The following is a 16,036-nucleotide window of genomic DNA, read 5'->3' as shown; positions in this document are numbered from 1 at the left end:
ACTCATCCAACGGAAACCGATATGCGCGAAGCCGTCATCGTCTCCACCGCCCGCACGCCCATCACCAAGGCGCAGCGCGGCGAATTCAACCTGATCGCCGGGCCGACCCTGGCGGCCCACGCGGTAAGCGCCGCGGTCGAACGCAGCGGCATCGACCCCGCCCTGATCGAGGACGCCTTCATCGGCTGCGGCTACCCCGAGGGCGCCACCGGCCGCAACATCGGCCGCCAGGCGGTGATCCGCGCCGGCCTGCCGGTCAGCGTCGGCGGCGCCACCGTCAACCGCTATTGCGCCTCGGGCCTGCAGGCCATCGCCTCGGCCGCGGCGCGCATCGTCATGGACGGCGCGCCCGCCATGCTCGCCGGCGGCGTCGAGCTGGTCTCGCAGATCCGCACGCGTGACGACGGCGTCAGCGGCATGGACCCGTGGATCATCGCCAACAAGCCCGCGCTGTACCTGCCGATGATCGAGACCGCCGACATCGTCGCCGCGCGCTATGGCATCAGCCGCGAGGCGCAGGACCGCTTCGCCGCGCAGAGCCAGGCGCGCACCGAGGCCGCCCAGGCCGCCGGCCGCTACCGCGAGGAGATCATCGCCGTCACCACCACCATGGCCGTCACCGACCGCGCCACCGGCGCCGTGTCGGAACGCGAGGTCACGGTCGACCAGGACACCTGCAACCGGCCCGGCACGACCTACGAGGCGCTGGCCAAGCTGGCGCCGGTGCGCGGCCCGGACCAGTTCGTCACGGCGGGCAACGCCTCGCAGCTGTCCGACGGCGCGGCCGCCTGCGTGCTGATGGAAGCCGCCGAGGCACAGCGCGCCGGCATCCGCCCGCTGGGCGTCTTCCGCGGCCTGGCGATCGCCGGCTGCGAGCCCGACGAAATGGGTATCGGCCCGGTCTACGCCGTGCCCAAGCTGCTGGCGCGGCACGGCCTGAAGGTCGACGACATCGACCTGTGGGAACTGAACGAGGCCTTCGCCTCGCAGGCCCTGTATTGCCAGGAACGCCTGGGCATCCCGATGGAGCGGCTGAACGTGAACGGCGGCTCGATCGCGCTGGGCCACCCGTTCGGCGTCACCGGCGCCCGCCTGGCCGGCCACGTGCTGCTGGAAGGCCGCCGCCGCGGCGCCCGCTACGCGGTCGTCACCATGTGCGTGGGTGGCGGCATGGGCGCGGCCGGCCTGTTTGAAATCTACTGAGGAATCGCCCGATGGATCTGGAATTCACCCCCGAAGAAAACGCCTTCCGCGACGAGGTCCGCGCCTTCCTGGCCGCCCACCTGCCGGCGCGGCTGTCGGCCAAGGTCACGCAGGGCAAGCTGCTGGCGCGCGCCGACATGGTCGAGTGGCACGCCATCCTCAACCGCCACGGCTGGCTCGCCAGCCACTGGCCGGTGGAATACGGCGGCACCGGCTGGAGCACGACGCAGAAGTACATTTTCGACAACGAATGCGCGCTGGCCGGCGCCCCGCGCATCGTGCCGTTCGGCCTGAGCATGCTGGGCCCGGTACTGATCAAGTACGGCAACGAGGCGCAGAAGCGCCACTGGCTGCCGCGCATCCTGGATGGCTCGGACTGGTGGTGCCAGGGCTATTCGGAACCCGGCGCGGGCTCGGACCTGGCCTCGGTCAAGACCACCGCGGTGCGCGACGGCGACCACTACATCGTCAACGGCCAGAAGACCTGGACCACGCTGGGCCAGTACGCCAACATGATCTTCTGCCTGGTGCGCACCTCGAACGAGGGCCGGCGCCAGGAAGGCATCAGCTTCCTGCTGATCGACATGGCCAGCCCGGGCGTGCAGGTGCGCCCCATCATCACGCTGGACGGCGAGCATGAAGTCAACGAAGTGTTCTTCTCGGACGTGCGCGTGCCGGTCGAGAACCTGGTGGGCGAGGAAAACCGCGGCTGGACCTGCGCCAAGTACCTGCTGACTTATGAGCGCACCAACATCGCCGGCGTCGGCCAGTCGACCGCGGCGCTGGAACGCCTGAAGACAGTGGCCGCCAGCCAGAAGAAGAACGGCCGCCCGTTGGCCGACGACCCCGACTTCGCGGCGCGCCTGGCGCGGGTGGAAATCGAGCTGGCCAACATGCGCACCACCAACCTGCGCGTGGTCGCGGCGGTGGCCGGCGGCGGCGCGCCGGGCGCCGAAAGCTCGATGCTGAAGATCCGCGGCACCCAGATCCGCCAGGAGATCACCGCGCTGAACCGCCGCGCCATGGGCCCCTACGCCCGCCCGTTCGTGGCCGAGGCGCTGCACGACGGCCACGACGCCGCGCCCATCGGCCCCGAGGGCGCCGACAGCGCCGCGGCGCAGTACTTCAACAACCGCAAGCTGTCGATCTTCGGCGGCTCCAACGAAATCCAGAAGAACATCATCTCCAAGATGATCCTGGGACTGTAAAGGCCGGCCATGAACTTTGAACACACCGAAGACCGGCGCATGCTTGCCGACATGCTGCGCCGCTTTGTCGCCGAACAATACGACTTCGCCACGCGCGAACGCCACGCCAAGATGGCGCAGGGCTACAACCCCGAATTCTGGCGCCGCTACGCCGAACTGGGCGCCATCGGCGCGCTGTTCGCCGAGGAACACGGCGGCCTGGGCGGCGCGGGCTTCGACATCAGCGTGGTGTTCGAGGCGCTGGGCCGCGGCCTGGTGCTGGAACCGTTCCTGGACGCGCTGATGGTCGGCAGCGCCATCGCCCGCGCCGGCAACCCGGCGCAACGCGAGGCGCTCGACGGCCTGATCGCGGGCGGCATCACCGCCGCGCTGGCCGCGGCCGAGCCCGACGGCGGCTACGCGCTGAACGCGGTGCGCACCCGCGCCGAACGCAGCGGCGACGGCTGGGTGCTGAACGGCGCCAAGGCGGTGGTGGCGGCCGGCGAACACGCCGACCTGCTGCTGGTGTCGGCCCGCACCGGCGGCGCCGAGGACGACGAGGCCGGCATCAGCCTGTTCCTGGTCAGCGCCGGCACCCCGGGCGTGGCGGCGCGCGGCTACGAACTGATCGACGGCGGCCGCGCCGCGGAGCTGACGTTCGAGAACGTGGCGCTGGGCGCCGACAGCCTGCTGGGCGAAGCTGGCGCCGGCCTCGCGCTGCTGGAACATGCCACTGGCCGCGGCATCCTGGCGCTGTGCGCCGAGGCCGTGGGCGCGATGGACTGCGCCCGCGACGCGACGCTGGAATACCTGCGCACCCGGCGCCAGTTCGGCGTGCCGATCGGCAGTTTCCAGGCGCTGCAGCACCGCATGGCCGACGTGCTGCTGGAGATCGAGCAGGCGCGCTCGGCGGTCATCAACGCCGCCGCCGCGCTCGACCACCCCGACCGCGCCACGCGCGAACGCGCGCTGTCGGCCGCCAAGTACACCATCGGCCGCATCGGCACGCTGGTGGCCGAAGAGAGCATCCAGCTGCACGGCGGCATCGGCATGACCTGGGAACTGCCGCTGGCGCACTACGCCAAGCGGCTCGTCATGATCGACCATCAGTTGGGCGACGAGGATCACCACCTGCGGCGCTACATCGCGCTGGGGCGGGCCTGAGCGGCAAGGAGCACATCATGACGCAGGCCCGTATGGACCCACCCATCGCCCCGCCCCTCGGCCGGCCTTTCTCGGCGCCTTTCCCGGTCCGCACCGCCGCCGACGTCCAGCGCCTGGCCGCCCGGCCGCTGGCCGAGACGCTGACGGTGCAAAGCACCTACGATATCTTCCGCAACGCGGCTGCCGCCTTCGGCGACCGCCTGGCGCTGACGTTCCTGCGCAGCGCCGATCCCGACGAGCCGGCCATCAGCTGGAGCTACAACGAACTGCTGGCCGGCATCCACCAGACCGCCAACCTGCTGCACAGCCTGGGCGTCGGCCCGACGGATGCGGTCGGGGTGCTGCTGCCCGGCTGCCTCGAATACCACCTGGCGCTGTGGGGCGGCGAGGCCGCCGGCATCGTGCAGCCGCTCAATCCGCTGCTGACCGAGGACAAGCTGGCCTCGCTGCTGGCCACCGCCGGCGCCAAGGTGCTGATCGCCTACGGCTCGGACACTGAATGTGAATCCTGGTCCAAGGCCCTGCGGCTGCGCGAGCGGGTGCCGTCGCTGCGCACGCTGCTGCGCGTCGCGCCGCACGACGAGACGCCATCGCAACGCCCGGCGTTGCCGGACTTCGCGCTCGACTTCAACAGCGCGCGCGCCGCCCAGCCGCTGGACCGGCTGCTGAATGAACGCGTGATCCGCGCCGACGACATCGCCGCCTACTTCCATACCGGCGGCACCACCGGCGCGCCCAAGCTGGCCATCCACACTCACGCCAACCAGGTCTTCACCGCCTGGGCGGCCGTACAGCTGCAGGGCGCGGGGCCGGGCGACGTGGTCATCAACGGCTACCCGCTGTTCCACGTGGCCGGCGTGCTGCCGGCCTCGCTGGCGGCGCTGTCGGCCGGCGTGCAGACCGTGATCCCGACCACGCTGCTGCTGCGCAACCGCGAGGTGCTGCGCAACTACTGGCGGCTGGTCGAACGCCATCGCGCCACTTCGCTGCAGGGCGTGCCCACCATCCTTGCGGCGCTGGCCGAGATTCCGCTGGACGGCGCCGACATCTCCACCCTGCGCTACTGCCGCACCGGCGCCGCGCCGCTGCCGGCGGAACTGGCGGCGCGCTTCGAGCGCCTGTTCGGCCTGCACGTGAACGAAAGCCTGGGCATGACGGAGATGGCCGGCATCACCTCGATCACGCCGCCCGGCTCGGACTTTCCGGTCAATTGCGTGGGTTTTCCGCTGCCCTACGTGCAGGTGCGCGTGGTCGGCCTGGACGCGCCCGCCGGCCAGCCGGCGCGCGACCTGCCGCCCGGGCAGGCCGGCATGCTGCTGTTCAAGTCGCCCAACGTGATCCCGGGCTTTCTCGACCCCGAGGACACCGCCCGCGCCTTCACCGAGGACGGCTGGCTCATCAGCGGCGACGTCGGCTTCCTGGACACCGAGGGCCGCCTGCACCTGCAGGGCCGCGCCAAGGACCTGATCATCCGCGGCGGCCACAACATCGATCCCAAGACCATCGAGGATGCGCTGGCCTCGCACCCCGCGGTGCGCATCTGCGCCGCCGTCGGCGCGCCCGACCCCTACGCCGGCGAACTGCCGATCGCCTTCGTCACGCTGGCCGAGGACGCCGAGGTGTCCGAGGCCGACCTGGTGGCCTACGCCGCCGCGCACGTGGACGAAGCCCCCGCCCGGCCCAAGCGCGTGATCGTGCTCGAGACGATGCCCATGACCAACGTCGGCAAGATCTACAAGCCCGACCTGCGCCGCCTGGCCACCGCGGTCTCGGTGCAGGCGCTGGTGGCGCGCCTGCTGGAACAGGCCGGCCTGCCGCCGGACAGCCCCTTGCTGCGCGTGGATCCCGACGCGCAACCCGACGTCGCCGTGCAAGCCGACGCCGCCCTCCCCGCGCCGCTGAAGGAGCAGTTGCGCGAGGCATTGCACCGCCTGCCGGTCAAGGTCGCCCTGCGCGACTGACCGGCGCCCCATAAAAAAACCACACTGGAGACAAGCCCCCATGGCCCATCAACCCCTGCGCCGCGCCTGCGTCGGCGCCCTGCTGCTGGCGCTGGCCGGCGCCGCCCTGGCGCCCGCCGCATCGGCGCAAAGCGCCTTTCCCAACCGCCCCATCACCCTGATCGTGCCGTTCCCGGCCGGCGGTTCCACCGACCGCCACATGCGCATCGTGGCGCAGGACGCCTCCAAGTACCTGGGACAGCCGGTGGTCGTCGAGAATCGCCCCGGCGTCGGCGGCACGCTCGGCCCGGCCACCATGTCGCGCACCGCCAAGCCCGACGGCTACACCGTCGCGCTGTACACGCTGGCGATGCTGCGCATGCCCTACATGCAGAAGACCTCGTGGGATCCGATCAACGACTTCACCTTCATCCTGGGACTGTCGGGCTATACCTTCGGCTTCACGGTGCGCGCCGACTCGCCCTACAAGACCTTCAACGAATACATCGAGGCCGCCCGCAAGAACCCCGGCAGCGTCGACTACGGCTCGACCGGCGTGGGCTCGTCGCCGCACCTGCTGATCGAGGAAGTGGCCATCAACGCCAAGGTCAAGCTGAACCATGTGCCGTACAAGGGCAACGCCGACATGCAGCAGGCGCTGCTGGGCGGCCACGTGATGGCGCAGAGCGACGCCACCGGCTGGGACCAGTTCGTGGACTCGGGCAAGATGCGGCTGCTGGTGACGTTCGGCGACAAGCGCACCACGCGCTGGCCCGACGTGCCCACGGCGCAGGAGCTGGGCTACAAGGTCGTGTCGACCTCGCCCTATGGCCTGGCCGGCCCCAAGGGCATGGATCCGGCGGTGGTCAAGACGCTGCACGACGCCTTCAAGAAGGCGCTGTTCGATCCGGCCAGCATCGAGATCATGAAGCAGCTGAACCAGGAGCCGGCCTATCGCGACAGCGCCGACTACAAGGCCTGGGCCCAGGCCACCTACGTCAAGGAAAAGAGCCTGATCGAATACCTGGGACTGATGGCCAAGGACTGACACCCCCTTCGCATTGTCCAGGACGGGCCGGACGCCTCGCGGCGGCCGGCCCGTCTTTCATTGGAGCGCGGGCTTGTAGGCGTACAGGCCGGGCGCGCCGCCCGTCATCACGAACAGCACGTCGCTGCCCGGCGCATGGCGGCCGGCGCGCAGGTCGGCCAGCAGGCCGGCGAAGGCCTTGCCCGAATACACCGGATCGAGCAACAGCCCTTCGCTGCGCGCCAGCAGGCCGACCGCCTCCAGCATGGCCGGCGTCGGCACGCCGTAGGCCAGGCCGCGCTGGCTGCCATCGACCAGGATGTCGTTGGGCGCGGGCGCCGCGAAGCCGGCCGCCTGGCCCTGCGCCAGCAGCGCCAGCGTGGCGGCGGTCAGGTCGACCGTCTTCGCCTTCGCCACTTCGGCGTCGGCCAGCGTGGTGAACGACTGCACGCGGGTGGCGGGCAGGCCCGCCGCGACCACGCCCGCCGCCAGCCCGGCATGGGTGCCGGCGCTGCCGTTGGCCACCACGATGCGGGTGAAATCCACGCCCAGTTCACGCGACTGCGCCAGGATCTCCAGCGCGCAGGCGGCGTAGCCCAAGGCGCCGACGGGCGTCGAACCGCCCAGCGGCGCCAGGTAGACGCGGCGCCCCGCCAGCTCCAGCGCGCGCACCCGTTCCAGCGCCGCCGCCATGGCGTCGGCGCCCGCGGGCAACGCGTGCACCGTCGCGCCCAGCAGGCGGTTCAGCAGCATGTTGCCGTTTTCCTCGTAGTCGACGTCGTCGCGCGGCACCACCCGGCCCAGCACCAGCTCGCAGGCCATGCCGGCCCGGGCCGCGGCCGCCGCGGTCAGGCGCGCGTGGTTCGATTGCAGGCCGCCGACCGTCACCACCGTGTCCGCGCCCTGTTCGCGCGCCTCGCCCAGCAGGAACTCCAGCTTGCGCAGCTTGTTGCCGCCGCCGCCCAGCGACATGTGGTCGTCGCGCTTCACATAGAGGCGCACGCCGTTGGCCGCGGCGCCCAGGGCCGCCTCCAGCCCGGCCAGGCGCTGGATCGGCGTGGGGCCGTCGAGCAAGGCGTAACGGGGAAAGCGCTGCAACGCGGACGAGAGGCCAGTGGGCATGGGAAATTCCAGAAAAATGGGCGGGGACCGACGGCGCCAGCCGCCGGTGGAAAACGCTGACCGCAGCAGGATACGCCAAGACAGGCGCCCGATTGATCAGGACTGGCATGCCGATTGTGCGGAAAGCGGCATGAATCCCGTGCCTGCCTAGCCCCGCGCCGCCTGCCGCATCTGCTCGAAACAGAACTCGCGCGCGATGCGGGTGGCCGGGCTCTCGCTGCGTCCGCGCAACGTGACGAAGGCGAAATGCCCCGCGATGTCGAAATCCGGCGGCGGCGGCACCTGCGCCAACCAGCCCTCGGCCACCGGCCCCGCGGCCGACGCCAGCACCCCGAGGTAGACCGCGTCGGAGCGCGCGGCAATGTCGAGCAGGCCGGCGATGTCCTCGCTTTCCATGTGCAGTTCGAAGCCGTCCGGCCGCGCGGCCGCGACGCGCCGCCGGATCTCCGGCGACAGCCCGGTGGACATCACCGGATACGCCAGCACCTGCGGCAGCGACGGCGCCGGCCCCGCGAGCAACGGATGGTCCGGTCGGCAGACGAATCCCGACGCCAGGCTCGGCATGGCCGCCACCTCCAGATCGGCATCGTTGTCCAGCGTGCGCACGTGCACCACCAGCGCGTCCAGCGCGCGTTCGCGCAGGCTCGCGAGCAGCGCGTCGGTCGGCCCGCGCGACAGCCGCACGCGCAGGCGCGGGTAGGCCGCCATCATGTGGCGCATCAACGGCACGCTGAACAGGGCGCTGGGCGCGGCCCCCAGGCCCAGCGCCACCGCGCCGGCCTCGCCCTGCGCCAGCAGTTCGGCCTCGCGCCGGATCTCCTGCACCTCGGCCAGCACCCGCCGCGCCCGCCGCGCCACCTGGCGGCCCAGCGGCGTGGCTTCGTTGCGCTTGCCGATGCGGTCCACCAGGGGCGCGCCCAGCTCGGTCTCCAGCAGCTGGATGCTGCGACTGAAGGCCGGCTGCGACAGATGCAGCGATTCGGCGGCCCGGGTGAACGAGCCGGTTTCCAGCAAGGCCACCAGATGCGCCAGTTGCGACAGATTCATGCGGACTCCCGGCGCCGCGCGCCTCGATTAATCATGCACAAAACGCATTGTAATAAGCCAATCAATCGATTGGACATATGAAACCGGCACTTCTAGCATTCCGGAAAACATCACCACATCACAAGGGAACCTCATGAAAAAACTGCTGCCCGCCGTCGCCGCCCTGCTTGTCCTGCTGGGCGCCGGCCCCGCCGCCGCCGCCGACTACCCCGTCCGCCCGGTATCGCTGATGGTGCCGTACCCGGCGGGCGGCGCCAGCGACATCACCGCCCGCGCGCTGCAGGGGCCGATGACCCAGGCGCTGGGCGGACAGGTCATCGTCGAGAACCTGGGCGGGGCCAACGGCGTGCTCGGCGCCAACCGCGTGCTGGGCGCGCGGACCGACGGCTACTACCTGTTCCAGGGCTCGCCCAACGAACTGATCCTGGCCGGGCTGACCAATGCGTCCGTCAGCTACGCGCCGCAGGCGTTCCGCATGATCGCGCCGGTGGCCACCTCGCCCTACGTCGTGATGACCCGCGCCGACCTCGGCGCGGCCAACGTCGACGAGTTGCTGGCCCTGGCGCGGCAAAGCAAGGTCCCGTTGACCTACGGCTCGGGCGGCGCCGGCTCGATGATCCACCTGATCACCGCCGCCCTGTCGCAGCGCACCGGCGTCTCGCTGACGCACATTCCCTATCGCGGCGCCTCGCCGCTGCTCACCGACATCGCCGGCGGCCAGATCGACTTCGCCATCGTGCCCTATCAGGCCAACTACGCGGACCTGCGGCGCGAAGGCCGCATCCGCATCATCGGCACCCTCAACCGCGAGCGCCTGCCGATGCTGCCCGACGTGCCCAGCGTGCAGGAAAGCGCCGGCCTGAAGGACTTCAACTACACCATCTGGACCGCCTACATGGTCAAGCAAGGCACCTCCGACGCGGTCGCGCAGAAGCTGCACGACGCGGTCACCGCCGCGCTGGCCGACCCCGCCGCGCGCAAGACGCTGCTGGCCCAGGGCAAGATCCTGTTCCCGCCGCAGACACTGGCCGAAAGCGAGGCCTTCTACGCCGACCAGACCGCGCGCCTGACCGAACTGGTGCGCGTCAGCGGCTTCAAGGCCGACTGACCCGCCCGCCTCGCCAGGCGCGGCCGCTCGCCCCCTCCCGCCTGCCCCCTTTCTTCCCGATTGATGGAGTTTGCATGTCCGACACCGCCATCCAGTCCGTGCTGACGCACCTGGACGCCCGCCAGCCGCTGATCGAGGATTGGCTCAAGGCCTTCCTGCGCATTCCCAGCGTCAGCGCCGACCCCGCCTATGCCGATCACATGGCGCACGCCCGCGAATTCCTGTGCCAGCGCCTGCGCCAGGAAGGCCTGCGGCAGGTGCAGCTGCTGGAAGGCGGCGGCGAGCCTGCCGTCTACGGCGAGTGGCTGGGCGCGCCCGGCAGGCCCACGCTGCTGATCTATGGCCATTACGACGTGCAGCCGGCCGACCCGTTGGCGCTATGGCGCACGCCGCCCTTCGAGCCGGCCGAGATCGACGGCCGCCTGTACGCGCGCGGCGCCTCCGACGTCAAGGGCTCGACCACGGTGGCGCTTGAAGTCGTGTTCGCCTTCCTCAACACCGTGCGCGATTGCCCGGTCAATATCAAGGTGTTCATCGAGGGCGAGGAAGAAACCGGCAGCCCCACCCTGCGAACGCTGATCGAGCGCCACGGCCCCTTGCTGGCGGCCGACGCGGTGCTGTCGGCGGACGGCGGCCGCGCCAGCGCCCAGGTGCCCACCATCAACACCGGCGCGCGCGGCAACGCGGCGCTCGAGGTGCGGCTGCGCACCGCCGCCAAGGATCTGCATTCCGGCCGCTACGGCGGCGGCGTGCGCAACGCGCTGCACGACATGGCCGCGCTGCTGGCCACGCTGCACACGCCGGATGGCCGCGTCGCGGTGGCCGGCTTCGACGACGACGCCACGCCGCCCACGCCGCGCCAGCGCCAGGACACCGCCGCGTTTCCCTATGACGAAGCGGCGTTTTTCAGCGACGTGGGCGCGGCCAGCCACGGCGAGCCGGGCTACAGCCCGCGCGAACGCATCACGCTGCGTCCGGCCCTGGATGTCAATGGCATGTGGGGCGGCTATACCGGCGCCGGCACCAAGACCATCATCGCCTGCGAAGCGTCGGCCAAGCTGACCGTGCGCGTGGTCGAGGGCCAGGACCCGGCGCGCGTGATCCGGGCGGTCCTGGCGCACCTGCGGGCGCACTGCCCGGCCGGATGCGCGCTGGACGTCGTGTCCATGCACGACGGCTCGCCGGCCTCGACGCTGGCGCCGGACCATCCGCTGGTGCGCGCGGCGCAGACGGTGCTGCGGGCCGAGGACGGCCGCGATCCGATCCACGTGCGGCTGGGCGCCACCGTGCCGATCACGTCGGTATTCAAGGAAACCCTGGGCATCGACACGCTGATGTTCGGCTTCAACCTGCCCGACGAGGACGTGCACGCGCCCAACGAGTTCTTCCGCCTCGGTTCGATCCGCGAGGGCGTGCGGGCCTGGACCCGCCTGCTCGATGCCCTGGGCCGCTATCAGCCGGCGGCGTTCCGCGCCTGACCGCGGCGGGCCCGGGCGCCACCCGGGCCCCGCGAGGCGGCTTTGCGGAGGGCGCGAATGGCGCGCGGGCAGGTGGCCGCCAACAATTTTGGTATGCAATAAATGTTGCCAGGCCGGTATCGGATTTTGATAGACTGACCGCCTCGACAGCCCCACCCGGCCCCGCGGCCGCGTTCCATGACCCAGGAAGTACCCTCCGATCCCAGCGCCGACGATATCGCCAAGGCCATCGCCGCCGCCATCGTGGCGCACCGGCTGCCGCCCGGCACCCGCCTGCGCGAGGAGGCCCTGGCACGGGTCTACAAGGTCAGCCGCACCAAGATCCGCGCCGCCCTGCTGATGCTGTCCAAGGACAAGCTGATCAATATCGTGCCGGACAAGGGCGCCTTCGTCAGCAAGCCCGACGCCAACGAGGCGCGCGAGGTCTACGCCGTGCGCCGCATCCTCGAGGCGGCGTTGGCGCGCGAGTTCGTGGCGCGCGCCACGGCGGCCGACTACCGCCGCATCGACGCTCACCTGGCCGAGGAACGCGCGGCCGTGGAAAGCGGCGACGTGCAGACGCGCAACCGCCTGCTGGGCGACTTCCACATCCTGCTGGCCGAGACCGTCGGCAACTCGGTGCTGACCGGCATGCTGCGCGAGCTGTCGGCGCGCAGCGCCGTCATCACCGTGCTGTATCAGAGCTCGCACGACGCCAGCTGCTCGTCGCGCGAACACCACGCCTTCATCGAGGCCGCCCGCGCCGGCGACACCGCGCGCGCCTGCGCGCTGATGGACGAGCACCTGGAACATGTGCAGACGGCGCTCGACTTCGACGAAGACGGCCAAGCCGCCAGCGACCTGGTCACCGCGCTGTTGAGCTGACGCCTGCCGCCCGCCGGCGGCTTGATTGCGCGCAAGGTTTGATTCCGCGCAAACGGCGCCGCGCCGTCCCCCGATACAGTGTTACGTAGCCGCCGCCTGTCGCGGCGGCCGCTGCACAAACACGGGAGACACCATGTACAAGCACATTCTCATTCCCACGGACGGCTCGCAATTGTCCTCGGAAGCCCTGGTCGAAAGCCTCAATCTGGCCAAGTCGCTGGGCGCGCGCACCACCATCCTCACGGTCGAGGAACCCTTTCACGTCTTCGCCATGGGCGCCGCGCAGGTGGCCCACAGCCTGACCGAATACCAGGACCAGATCCGCGTCCAGGCCGAACGGCTGCTGAGCGCGGCCGCCACCCAGGCGCGCGAGGCCGGCGTGCCGTGCGAAACGCTGCGCGCCACCGACGAAGACCCCTATCGCGCCATCATCAACGCCGCCGCCGAGCGCGGCTGCGACCTGATCGCCATGGCCTCGCACGGCCGCCGCGGCATGGCCGCGGTGGTGCTGGGCAGCCAGACCCAGAAAGTGCTGGCGCATTCCGCCACGCCGGTGCTGGTGTACCGCAAGCCGCGCTGACCCGCGCCGGCCCGCTTGCGGGCCGGCCGCCGCGATCGGCTCGCCCCCTCGACGCAGGCGCGGCCGATCCGGTGCCCCTCTCGACCGGCACGCTCACGCGCCGGGATGCAGCAACTGCTCCATGCGTTCCTGGATCCAGCGCTCGGTGGCGCTCGGCGTGCGGCCCTGCAGCCACAGCGTGCGCACCGGCAGCGGCGGCAGTGACAGGCCGGCGCAGGGCACGCTGGCCAGATCCTTGCGATAGCCCTCGTACTCGGCGATGTTCAGCGGCAAGATCGCCCAGCCCAATCCGTCGGCCACCATCGCCGCGATGCTGTAGAAGCTGTCCGAGCGCCACGCCGACGGGCTCATCACCACGTCCTCCACCCCTTCCATCTGCATCACCAGCTGGCGATGGCGCGCCAGGTCATTGCGCGTGACCTCGGGCATCGCCGCCAGCGGATGGTCGCGCGCGACGAAGATGCCCTGGCCGACGTCGCCCAGGTAGCGATGGGCGAAGGCCGCGCCCGGGTCGCCGCGGTCGAAATGGAACGCCACGCTGGCGCGGCCCTGCTGCACGTAGTCGGCCACTTCGGTGGCGGTGCCGTTGAGCTGGGTCAGCTCCAGCGCCGGAAAGCGCGTCGAGACCTCCCGCACCAGCACGGCCAGCACGCGGTCGGGCAAGGCTTCGTCCAGCGCCACGCTCAGGCGCGCATCCTGCCCGGCGGCAAACGACAGCGCGCGCTGCTCCAGGCCGCCCGCCTGGCGCAGCAGTTCGCGCGCTTCCAGCAGCAGCACCTCGCCGGCGCGCGTCAACGTGGCGTTGCGGCGCGAGCGGTCGAACAACTCCACGCCCAGGTCCGCCTCCAGCAGGCCGAGCGAGGTGCTGACGGCCGATTGCGCCCGGCCCACCTGGCGGGCGGCCGCGGAAAACGAACCGGCGTCCGCCGCCGCCACGAAATGGCGCAGTTGTTCCAGGGTCCAGTGCATCGTCGCTCCCAAGCTTGCGGCCGTTGCGTGGCCGTCCGATTCATCCATTTTATAGATGGATTCAAACTTTTTGTTATTGATATCCAGATGGAAAATACCGCGCGCTACAGGAGTAAACCTATGACGCAGCGCAATCCTTCTCACGCTGTCACCGCGGCCGCCCCCGGCCGCTGGCTGGTGCTGGCCATCGTGTCCAGCGCCCTATTGCTGATCGTGGTCGACATGACGGTGCTGTACACCGCCCTGCCGCGGCTCACGCACGAGCTGGGCGTGACCGCCTCGTCCAAGCTCTGGATCGTCAACATCTATGCGCTGGTGGTGTCCGGCCTGCTGCTGGGCATGGGCACGCTGGGCGACCGCCTGGGCCACAAGCGCCTGTTCATGATGGGCCTGGCCGTGTTCGGCGCGGCCTCGCTGGCGGCAGCCTATTCACCCAATCCGGCGGCGCTGATCGCGGCGCGCGCGGTGCTGGCGGTGGGCGCGGCCATGATGATGCCGGCGACGCTGTCGATCCTGCGCCTGACATTCGCCGACGAGCGCGAGCGCGCCATCGCCATCGGCGTCTGGGCTTCGGTGGCCTCGGGCGGCGCGGCGCTCGGTCCGGTCATCGGCGGCATCCTGCTGGAGCATTTCTGGTGGGGCTCGGTGTTCCTGATCAACCTGCCGATCGTGCTGCTCGCCCTGCCGCTGGCGCGCCGCTACATCCCCGCCGGCAAGCCGGATCGCCAGCGCCCCTGGGACCTGGTCGGCTCATTGCAGGTGATGGTGGGCCTGATCCTCACCGCCTATGCGCTCAAGGAACTGGGCCGGGCCCAGCCGTCGTGGCTGGACGCCGCGCTGGCGTGCGCCGGCGGCATCGCGATGCTGGCCGTCTTCGCCCGGCGCCAGCGCGCGCGGCCCTATCCGCTGATCGACTTCGCCATCTTCCGCAACCGCAGCTTCAGTTCGGCGGTGGCCTCGGCGCTGTTCGCCGCGGCGGCGCTGCTGGGCATGGAACTGGTGTTCAGCCAGCGCCTGCAACTGGTGCTGGGCATGTCGCCGATCGAGGCCGCGCTCTACATCCTGCCGTTGCCGCTGGCCGCGTTCATCGCCGGCCCGCTGGCCGGCTGGCTGCTGCCGAGAGTGGGCAGCGCGCGCCTGCTGTTCGCCTCGCTGCTGGTGTCCGGCCTGGGCATGGGCGGCTACCTGTTCAGCTACGACGGCGGGCTGGCCGCGCAGATCGCCAGCCTGTGCGTGCTGGGCGTGGGCATCGGCGCCACCATGACGGCCGCGTCCAGCACCATCATGCAGAGTGCCACGCCCGAGCGCGCCGGCATGGCCGCGTCGATCGAGGAAGTGTCGTACGAACTGGGTGGCGCGCTGGGCGTGACGCTGATGGGCTCGATCCTGTCGGGCGTCTACGCGCACACGCTGGACGTGCCGGCGGGCCTGCCCGCGGCCGGCGCCGGCGCGGCGCGCGACAGCCTGGACGAAGCGCTGGTGGTGGCGCAGGGCCTGTCGGCTGAACTGGGCGACTCGCTGGCGCACCTGGCGCGCGGCGCCTTCGACGCGGGCTATGCCGCGGTCATCGCCACCGCCACCGTGATGCTGCTGGGCACCGCGGCGCTGGTGCTGGTGAACCGGCTGCGCGGCAACGCCGCGGCCTCCGCCCGCTGATCCACGCAGCGGGCGCGCCCGGAGCCGAACGCGGCCGGCGCGCCTAGTGGGGCGCCTAGTGGGGCGCCACCAGGCTCAGCACGTAATCCAGGAACGCCGCCTCGTCCGGCATGGCGCCGCCGCCCGCCGCGATGGCGTCGGCCACTTCCAGCTGGCTGTGCAGCCAGTACTGGATCAGCGCGCCGGTGGTGATCATGGCCTGCCCCGCCGGGATGTCGGCGCGCACGAAGCCGGCTTTCTGGGCCTGCGCGAACACCGGCACGAACAGCTGGTTCAGGCGTTCCGAGCGCGCCCGGCGCTCGGCTTCCTGCGCCCCCAGCACGCGCCACAGCTGAAAGCGCAGCGCGGCCGGGTGCGTCTTCCAATACTGCAGATAGCTGCCCACCATGTCCGGCACCGTGCGCGCCGTGACGGGCTGGCGCGCGATCGGCTCGATCGCGGCCAGGAAGTCCTCGGTGATGCATTCCCCCACCTTGGACCAGAGGCTTTCCTTGTCCTTGAAATGATGGTGGATCAGCCCGGGCGAGACCTTGGCTTCCTGCGCGATCAGCCGCATGGTCGAGCCGTCGAAACCCAGGCGGGCGAACAGCGTCAGCGCCGATTCGAGGATCACGTCGCGGGCGTCGGGCGTCGTGTATTGCGAGCGCAGCTCTGTCATGCGGGGGAGTCTCTGTGAGGATGGAATCAGCCA

General features: G+C 70.8%; 14 protein-coding genes. 10 read left to right on the top strand and 4 right to left on the bottom strand.

The window, feature by feature from the left end; genetic code table 11:
* The first annotated feature begins 21 nt into the window (after positions 1-21).
* Genes I6I07_RS21665 through I6I07_RS21645 form a run of 5 tightly spaced genes read left to right on the top strand, consistent with a single transcriptional unit; the run spans position 22 to position 6,542 of the window.
* Positions 22-1,203: an acetyl-CoA C-acyltransferase gene (locus tag I6I07_RS21665; RefSeq protein ID WP_198483659.1), complete on the top strand. Its 1,182-nt coding sequence runs from the start codon at positions 22-24 to the stop codon at positions 1,201-1,203.
* 11 nt (positions 1,204-1,214) lie between these two features.
* Positions 1,215-2,411 carry an acyl-CoA dehydrogenase family protein gene (locus I6I07_RS21660; protein ID WP_061070964.1) on the top strand — a complete coding sequence of 399 codons (1,197 nt, stop codon included), beginning with the start codon at positions 1,215-1,217 and terminating at the stop codon, positions 2,409-2,411.
* Positions 2,412-2,420: 9 nt separating this feature from the next.
* A complete protein-coding gene (locus I6I07_RS21655) occupies positions 2,421-3,554 on the top strand; it encodes an acyl-CoA dehydrogenase family protein (RefSeq protein WP_198483658.1) in 1,134 nt (377 codons plus the stop codon).
* Positions 3,555-3,571: 17 nt separating this feature from the next.
* Positions 3,572-5,515, top strand: a complete 1,944-nt coding sequence (locus I6I07_RS21650) for an acyl-CoA synthetase (RefSeq protein WP_232625679.1) — start codon at positions 3,572-3,574, stop codon at positions 5,513-5,515.
* A 40-nt stretch (positions 5,516-5,555) separates the two neighbouring features.
* A complete protein-coding gene (locus tag I6I07_RS21645; protein WP_061070961.1) occupies positions 5,556-6,542 on the top strand; it encodes a tripartite tricarboxylate transporter substrate binding protein in 987 nt (328 codons plus the stop codon).
* Positions 6,543-6,599: 57 nt separating this feature from the next.
* On the opposite strand, the gene I6I07_RS21640 is transcribed toward I6I07_RS21645, so the two are convergent.
* Together I6I07_RS21640 and I6I07_RS21635 are read right to left on the bottom strand one after the other, a co-directional pair.
* Positions 6,600-7,643 (bottom strand): D-cysteine desulfhydrase family protein, encoded by a 1,044-nt coding sequence (locus I6I07_RS21640; protein WP_198483657.1) that lies wholly within the window; start codon positions 7,641-7,643, stop codon positions 6,600-6,602.
* Between the two features lie 147 nt (positions 7,644-7,790).
* Positions 7,791-8,690, bottom strand: a complete 900-nt coding sequence (locus tag I6I07_RS21635) for a LysR family transcriptional regulator (RefSeq protein ID WP_198483656.1) — start codon at positions 8,688-8,690, stop codon at positions 7,791-7,793.
* Between the two features lie 133 nt (positions 8,691-8,823).
* On the opposite strand from I6I07_RS21635, the gene I6I07_RS21630 reads away from it, so the two are divergent.
* The 4 genes from I6I07_RS21630 (at position 8,824) to I6I07_RS21615 (ending at position 12,720) form a co-directional block, all read left to right on the top strand.
* Positions 8,824-9,798 (top strand): tripartite tricarboxylate transporter substrate binding protein, encoded by a 975-nt coding sequence (locus I6I07_RS21630; protein ID WP_198483655.1) that lies wholly within the window; start codon positions 8,824-8,826, stop codon positions 9,796-9,798.
* Between the two features lie 74 nt (positions 9,799-9,872).
* On the top strand, positions 9,873-11,276 hold the full coding sequence (locus tag I6I07_RS21625) for a dipeptidase (protein ID WP_006395453.1): 1,404 nt from the start codon (positions 9,873-9,875) through the stop codon (positions 11,274-11,276).
* A 177-nt stretch (positions 11,277-11,453) separates the two neighbouring features.
* Positions 11,454-12,140 carry a GntR family transcriptional regulator gene (locus tag I6I07_RS21620; protein WP_006395454.1) on the top strand — a complete coding sequence of 229 codons (687 nt, stop codon included), beginning with the start codon at positions 11,454-11,456 and terminating at the stop codon, positions 12,138-12,140.
* 133 nt (positions 12,141-12,273) lie between these two features.
* Entirely contained in the window at positions 12,274-12,720 is a 447-nt protein-coding gene (locus tag I6I07_RS21615) for a universal stress protein (protein WP_198483654.1), read from the top strand.
* A 93-nt stretch (positions 12,721-12,813) separates the two neighbouring features.
* On the opposite strand, the gene I6I07_RS21610 is transcribed toward I6I07_RS21615, so the two are convergent.
* The gene (locus I6I07_RS21610) at positions 12,814-13,689 is read right to left on the bottom strand and encodes a LysR family transcriptional regulator (RefSeq protein WP_198483653.1); all 876 of its coding nucleotides are present in this window, start codon (positions 13,687-13,689) and stop codon (positions 12,814-12,816) included.
* A gap of 120 nt (positions 13,690-13,809) precedes the next feature.
* On the opposite strand from I6I07_RS21610, the gene I6I07_RS21605 reads away from it, so the two are divergent.
* Entirely contained in the window at positions 13,810-15,345 is a 1,536-nt protein-coding gene (locus tag I6I07_RS21605) for an MFS transporter (protein ID WP_198483652.1), read from the top strand.
* 55 nt (positions 15,346-15,400) lie between these two features.
* Here I6I07_RS21605 and I6I07_RS21600 read toward each other — a convergent pair whose 3' ends face one another.
* Positions 15,401-16,003 carry a TetR/AcrR family transcriptional regulator gene (locus tag I6I07_RS21600; protein ID WP_198483651.1) on the bottom strand — a complete coding sequence of 201 codons (603 nt, stop codon included), beginning with the start codon at positions 16,001-16,003 and terminating at the stop codon, positions 15,401-15,403.
* Positions 16,004-16,036 lie beyond the last annotated feature (33 nt).

The sequence above is a fragment of the Achromobacter deleyi genome (genome assembly GCF_016127315.1).
In the GTDB taxonomy this organism is placed as follows: domain Bacteria; phylum Pseudomonadota; class Gammaproteobacteria; order Burkholderiales; family Burkholderiaceae_B; genus Achromobacter; species Achromobacter insuavis_A.
This window is presented reverse-complemented; position numbering and strand designations above follow the sequence as displayed.

Excerpts from the sequence above, each read along its gene's own strand:
- I6I07_RS21605 (WP_198483652.1), top strand. The coding sequence starts at position 13,810 with ATGACGCAGCGCAATCCTTCTCACGCTGTCACCGCGGCCGCCCCCGGC.
- I6I07_RS21615 (WP_198483654.1), top strand. The coding sequence starts at position 12,274 with ATGTACAAGCACATTCTCATTCCCACGGACGGCTCGCAATTGTCCTCG.
- I6I07_RS21645 (WP_061070961.1), top strand. The coding sequence starts at position 5,556 with ATGGCCCATCAACCCCTGCGCCGCGCCTGCGTCGGCGCCCTGCTGCTG.
- I6I07_RS21625 (WP_006395453.1), top strand. The coding sequence starts at position 9,873 with ATGTCCGACACCGCCATCCAGTCCGTGCTGACGCACCTGGACGCCCGC.
- I6I07_RS21660 (WP_061070964.1), top strand. The coding sequence starts at position 1,215 with ATGGATCTGGAATTCACCCCCGAAGAAAACGCCTTCCGCGACGAGGTC.
- I6I07_RS21665 (WP_198483659.1), top strand. The coding sequence starts at position 22 with ATGCGCGAAGCCGTCATCGTCTCCACCGCCCGCACGCCCATCACCAAG.
- I6I07_RS21630 (WP_198483655.1), top strand. The coding sequence starts at position 8,824 with ATGAAAAAACTGCTGCCCGCCGTCGCCGCCCTGCTTGTCCTGCTGGGC.
- I6I07_RS21635 (WP_198483656.1), bottom strand. The coding sequence starts at position 8,690 with ATGAATCTGTCGCAACTGGCGCATCTGGTGGCCTTGCTGGAAACCGGC.
- I6I07_RS21640 (WP_198483657.1), bottom strand. The coding sequence starts at position 7,643 with ATGCCCACTGGCCTCTCGTCCGCGTTGCAGCGCTTTCCCCGTTACGCC.
- I6I07_RS21610 (WP_198483653.1), bottom strand. The coding sequence starts at position 13,689 with ATGCACTGGACCCTGGAACAACTGCGCCATTTCGTGGCGGCGGCGGAC.
- I6I07_RS21600 (WP_198483651.1), bottom strand. The coding sequence starts at position 16,003 with ATGACAGAGCTGCGCTCGCAATACACGACGCCCGACGCCCGCGACGTG.
- I6I07_RS21650 (WP_232625679.1), top strand. The coding sequence starts at position 3,572 with ATGACGCAGGCCCGTATGGACCCACCCATCGCCCCGCCCCTCGGCCGG.
- I6I07_RS21620 (WP_006395454.1), top strand. The coding sequence starts at position 11,454 with ATGACCCAGGAAGTACCCTCCGATCCCAGCGCCGACGATATCGCCAAG.
- I6I07_RS21655 (WP_198483658.1), top strand. The coding sequence starts at position 2,421 with ATGAACTTTGAACACACCGAAGACCGGCGCATGCTTGCCGACATGCTG.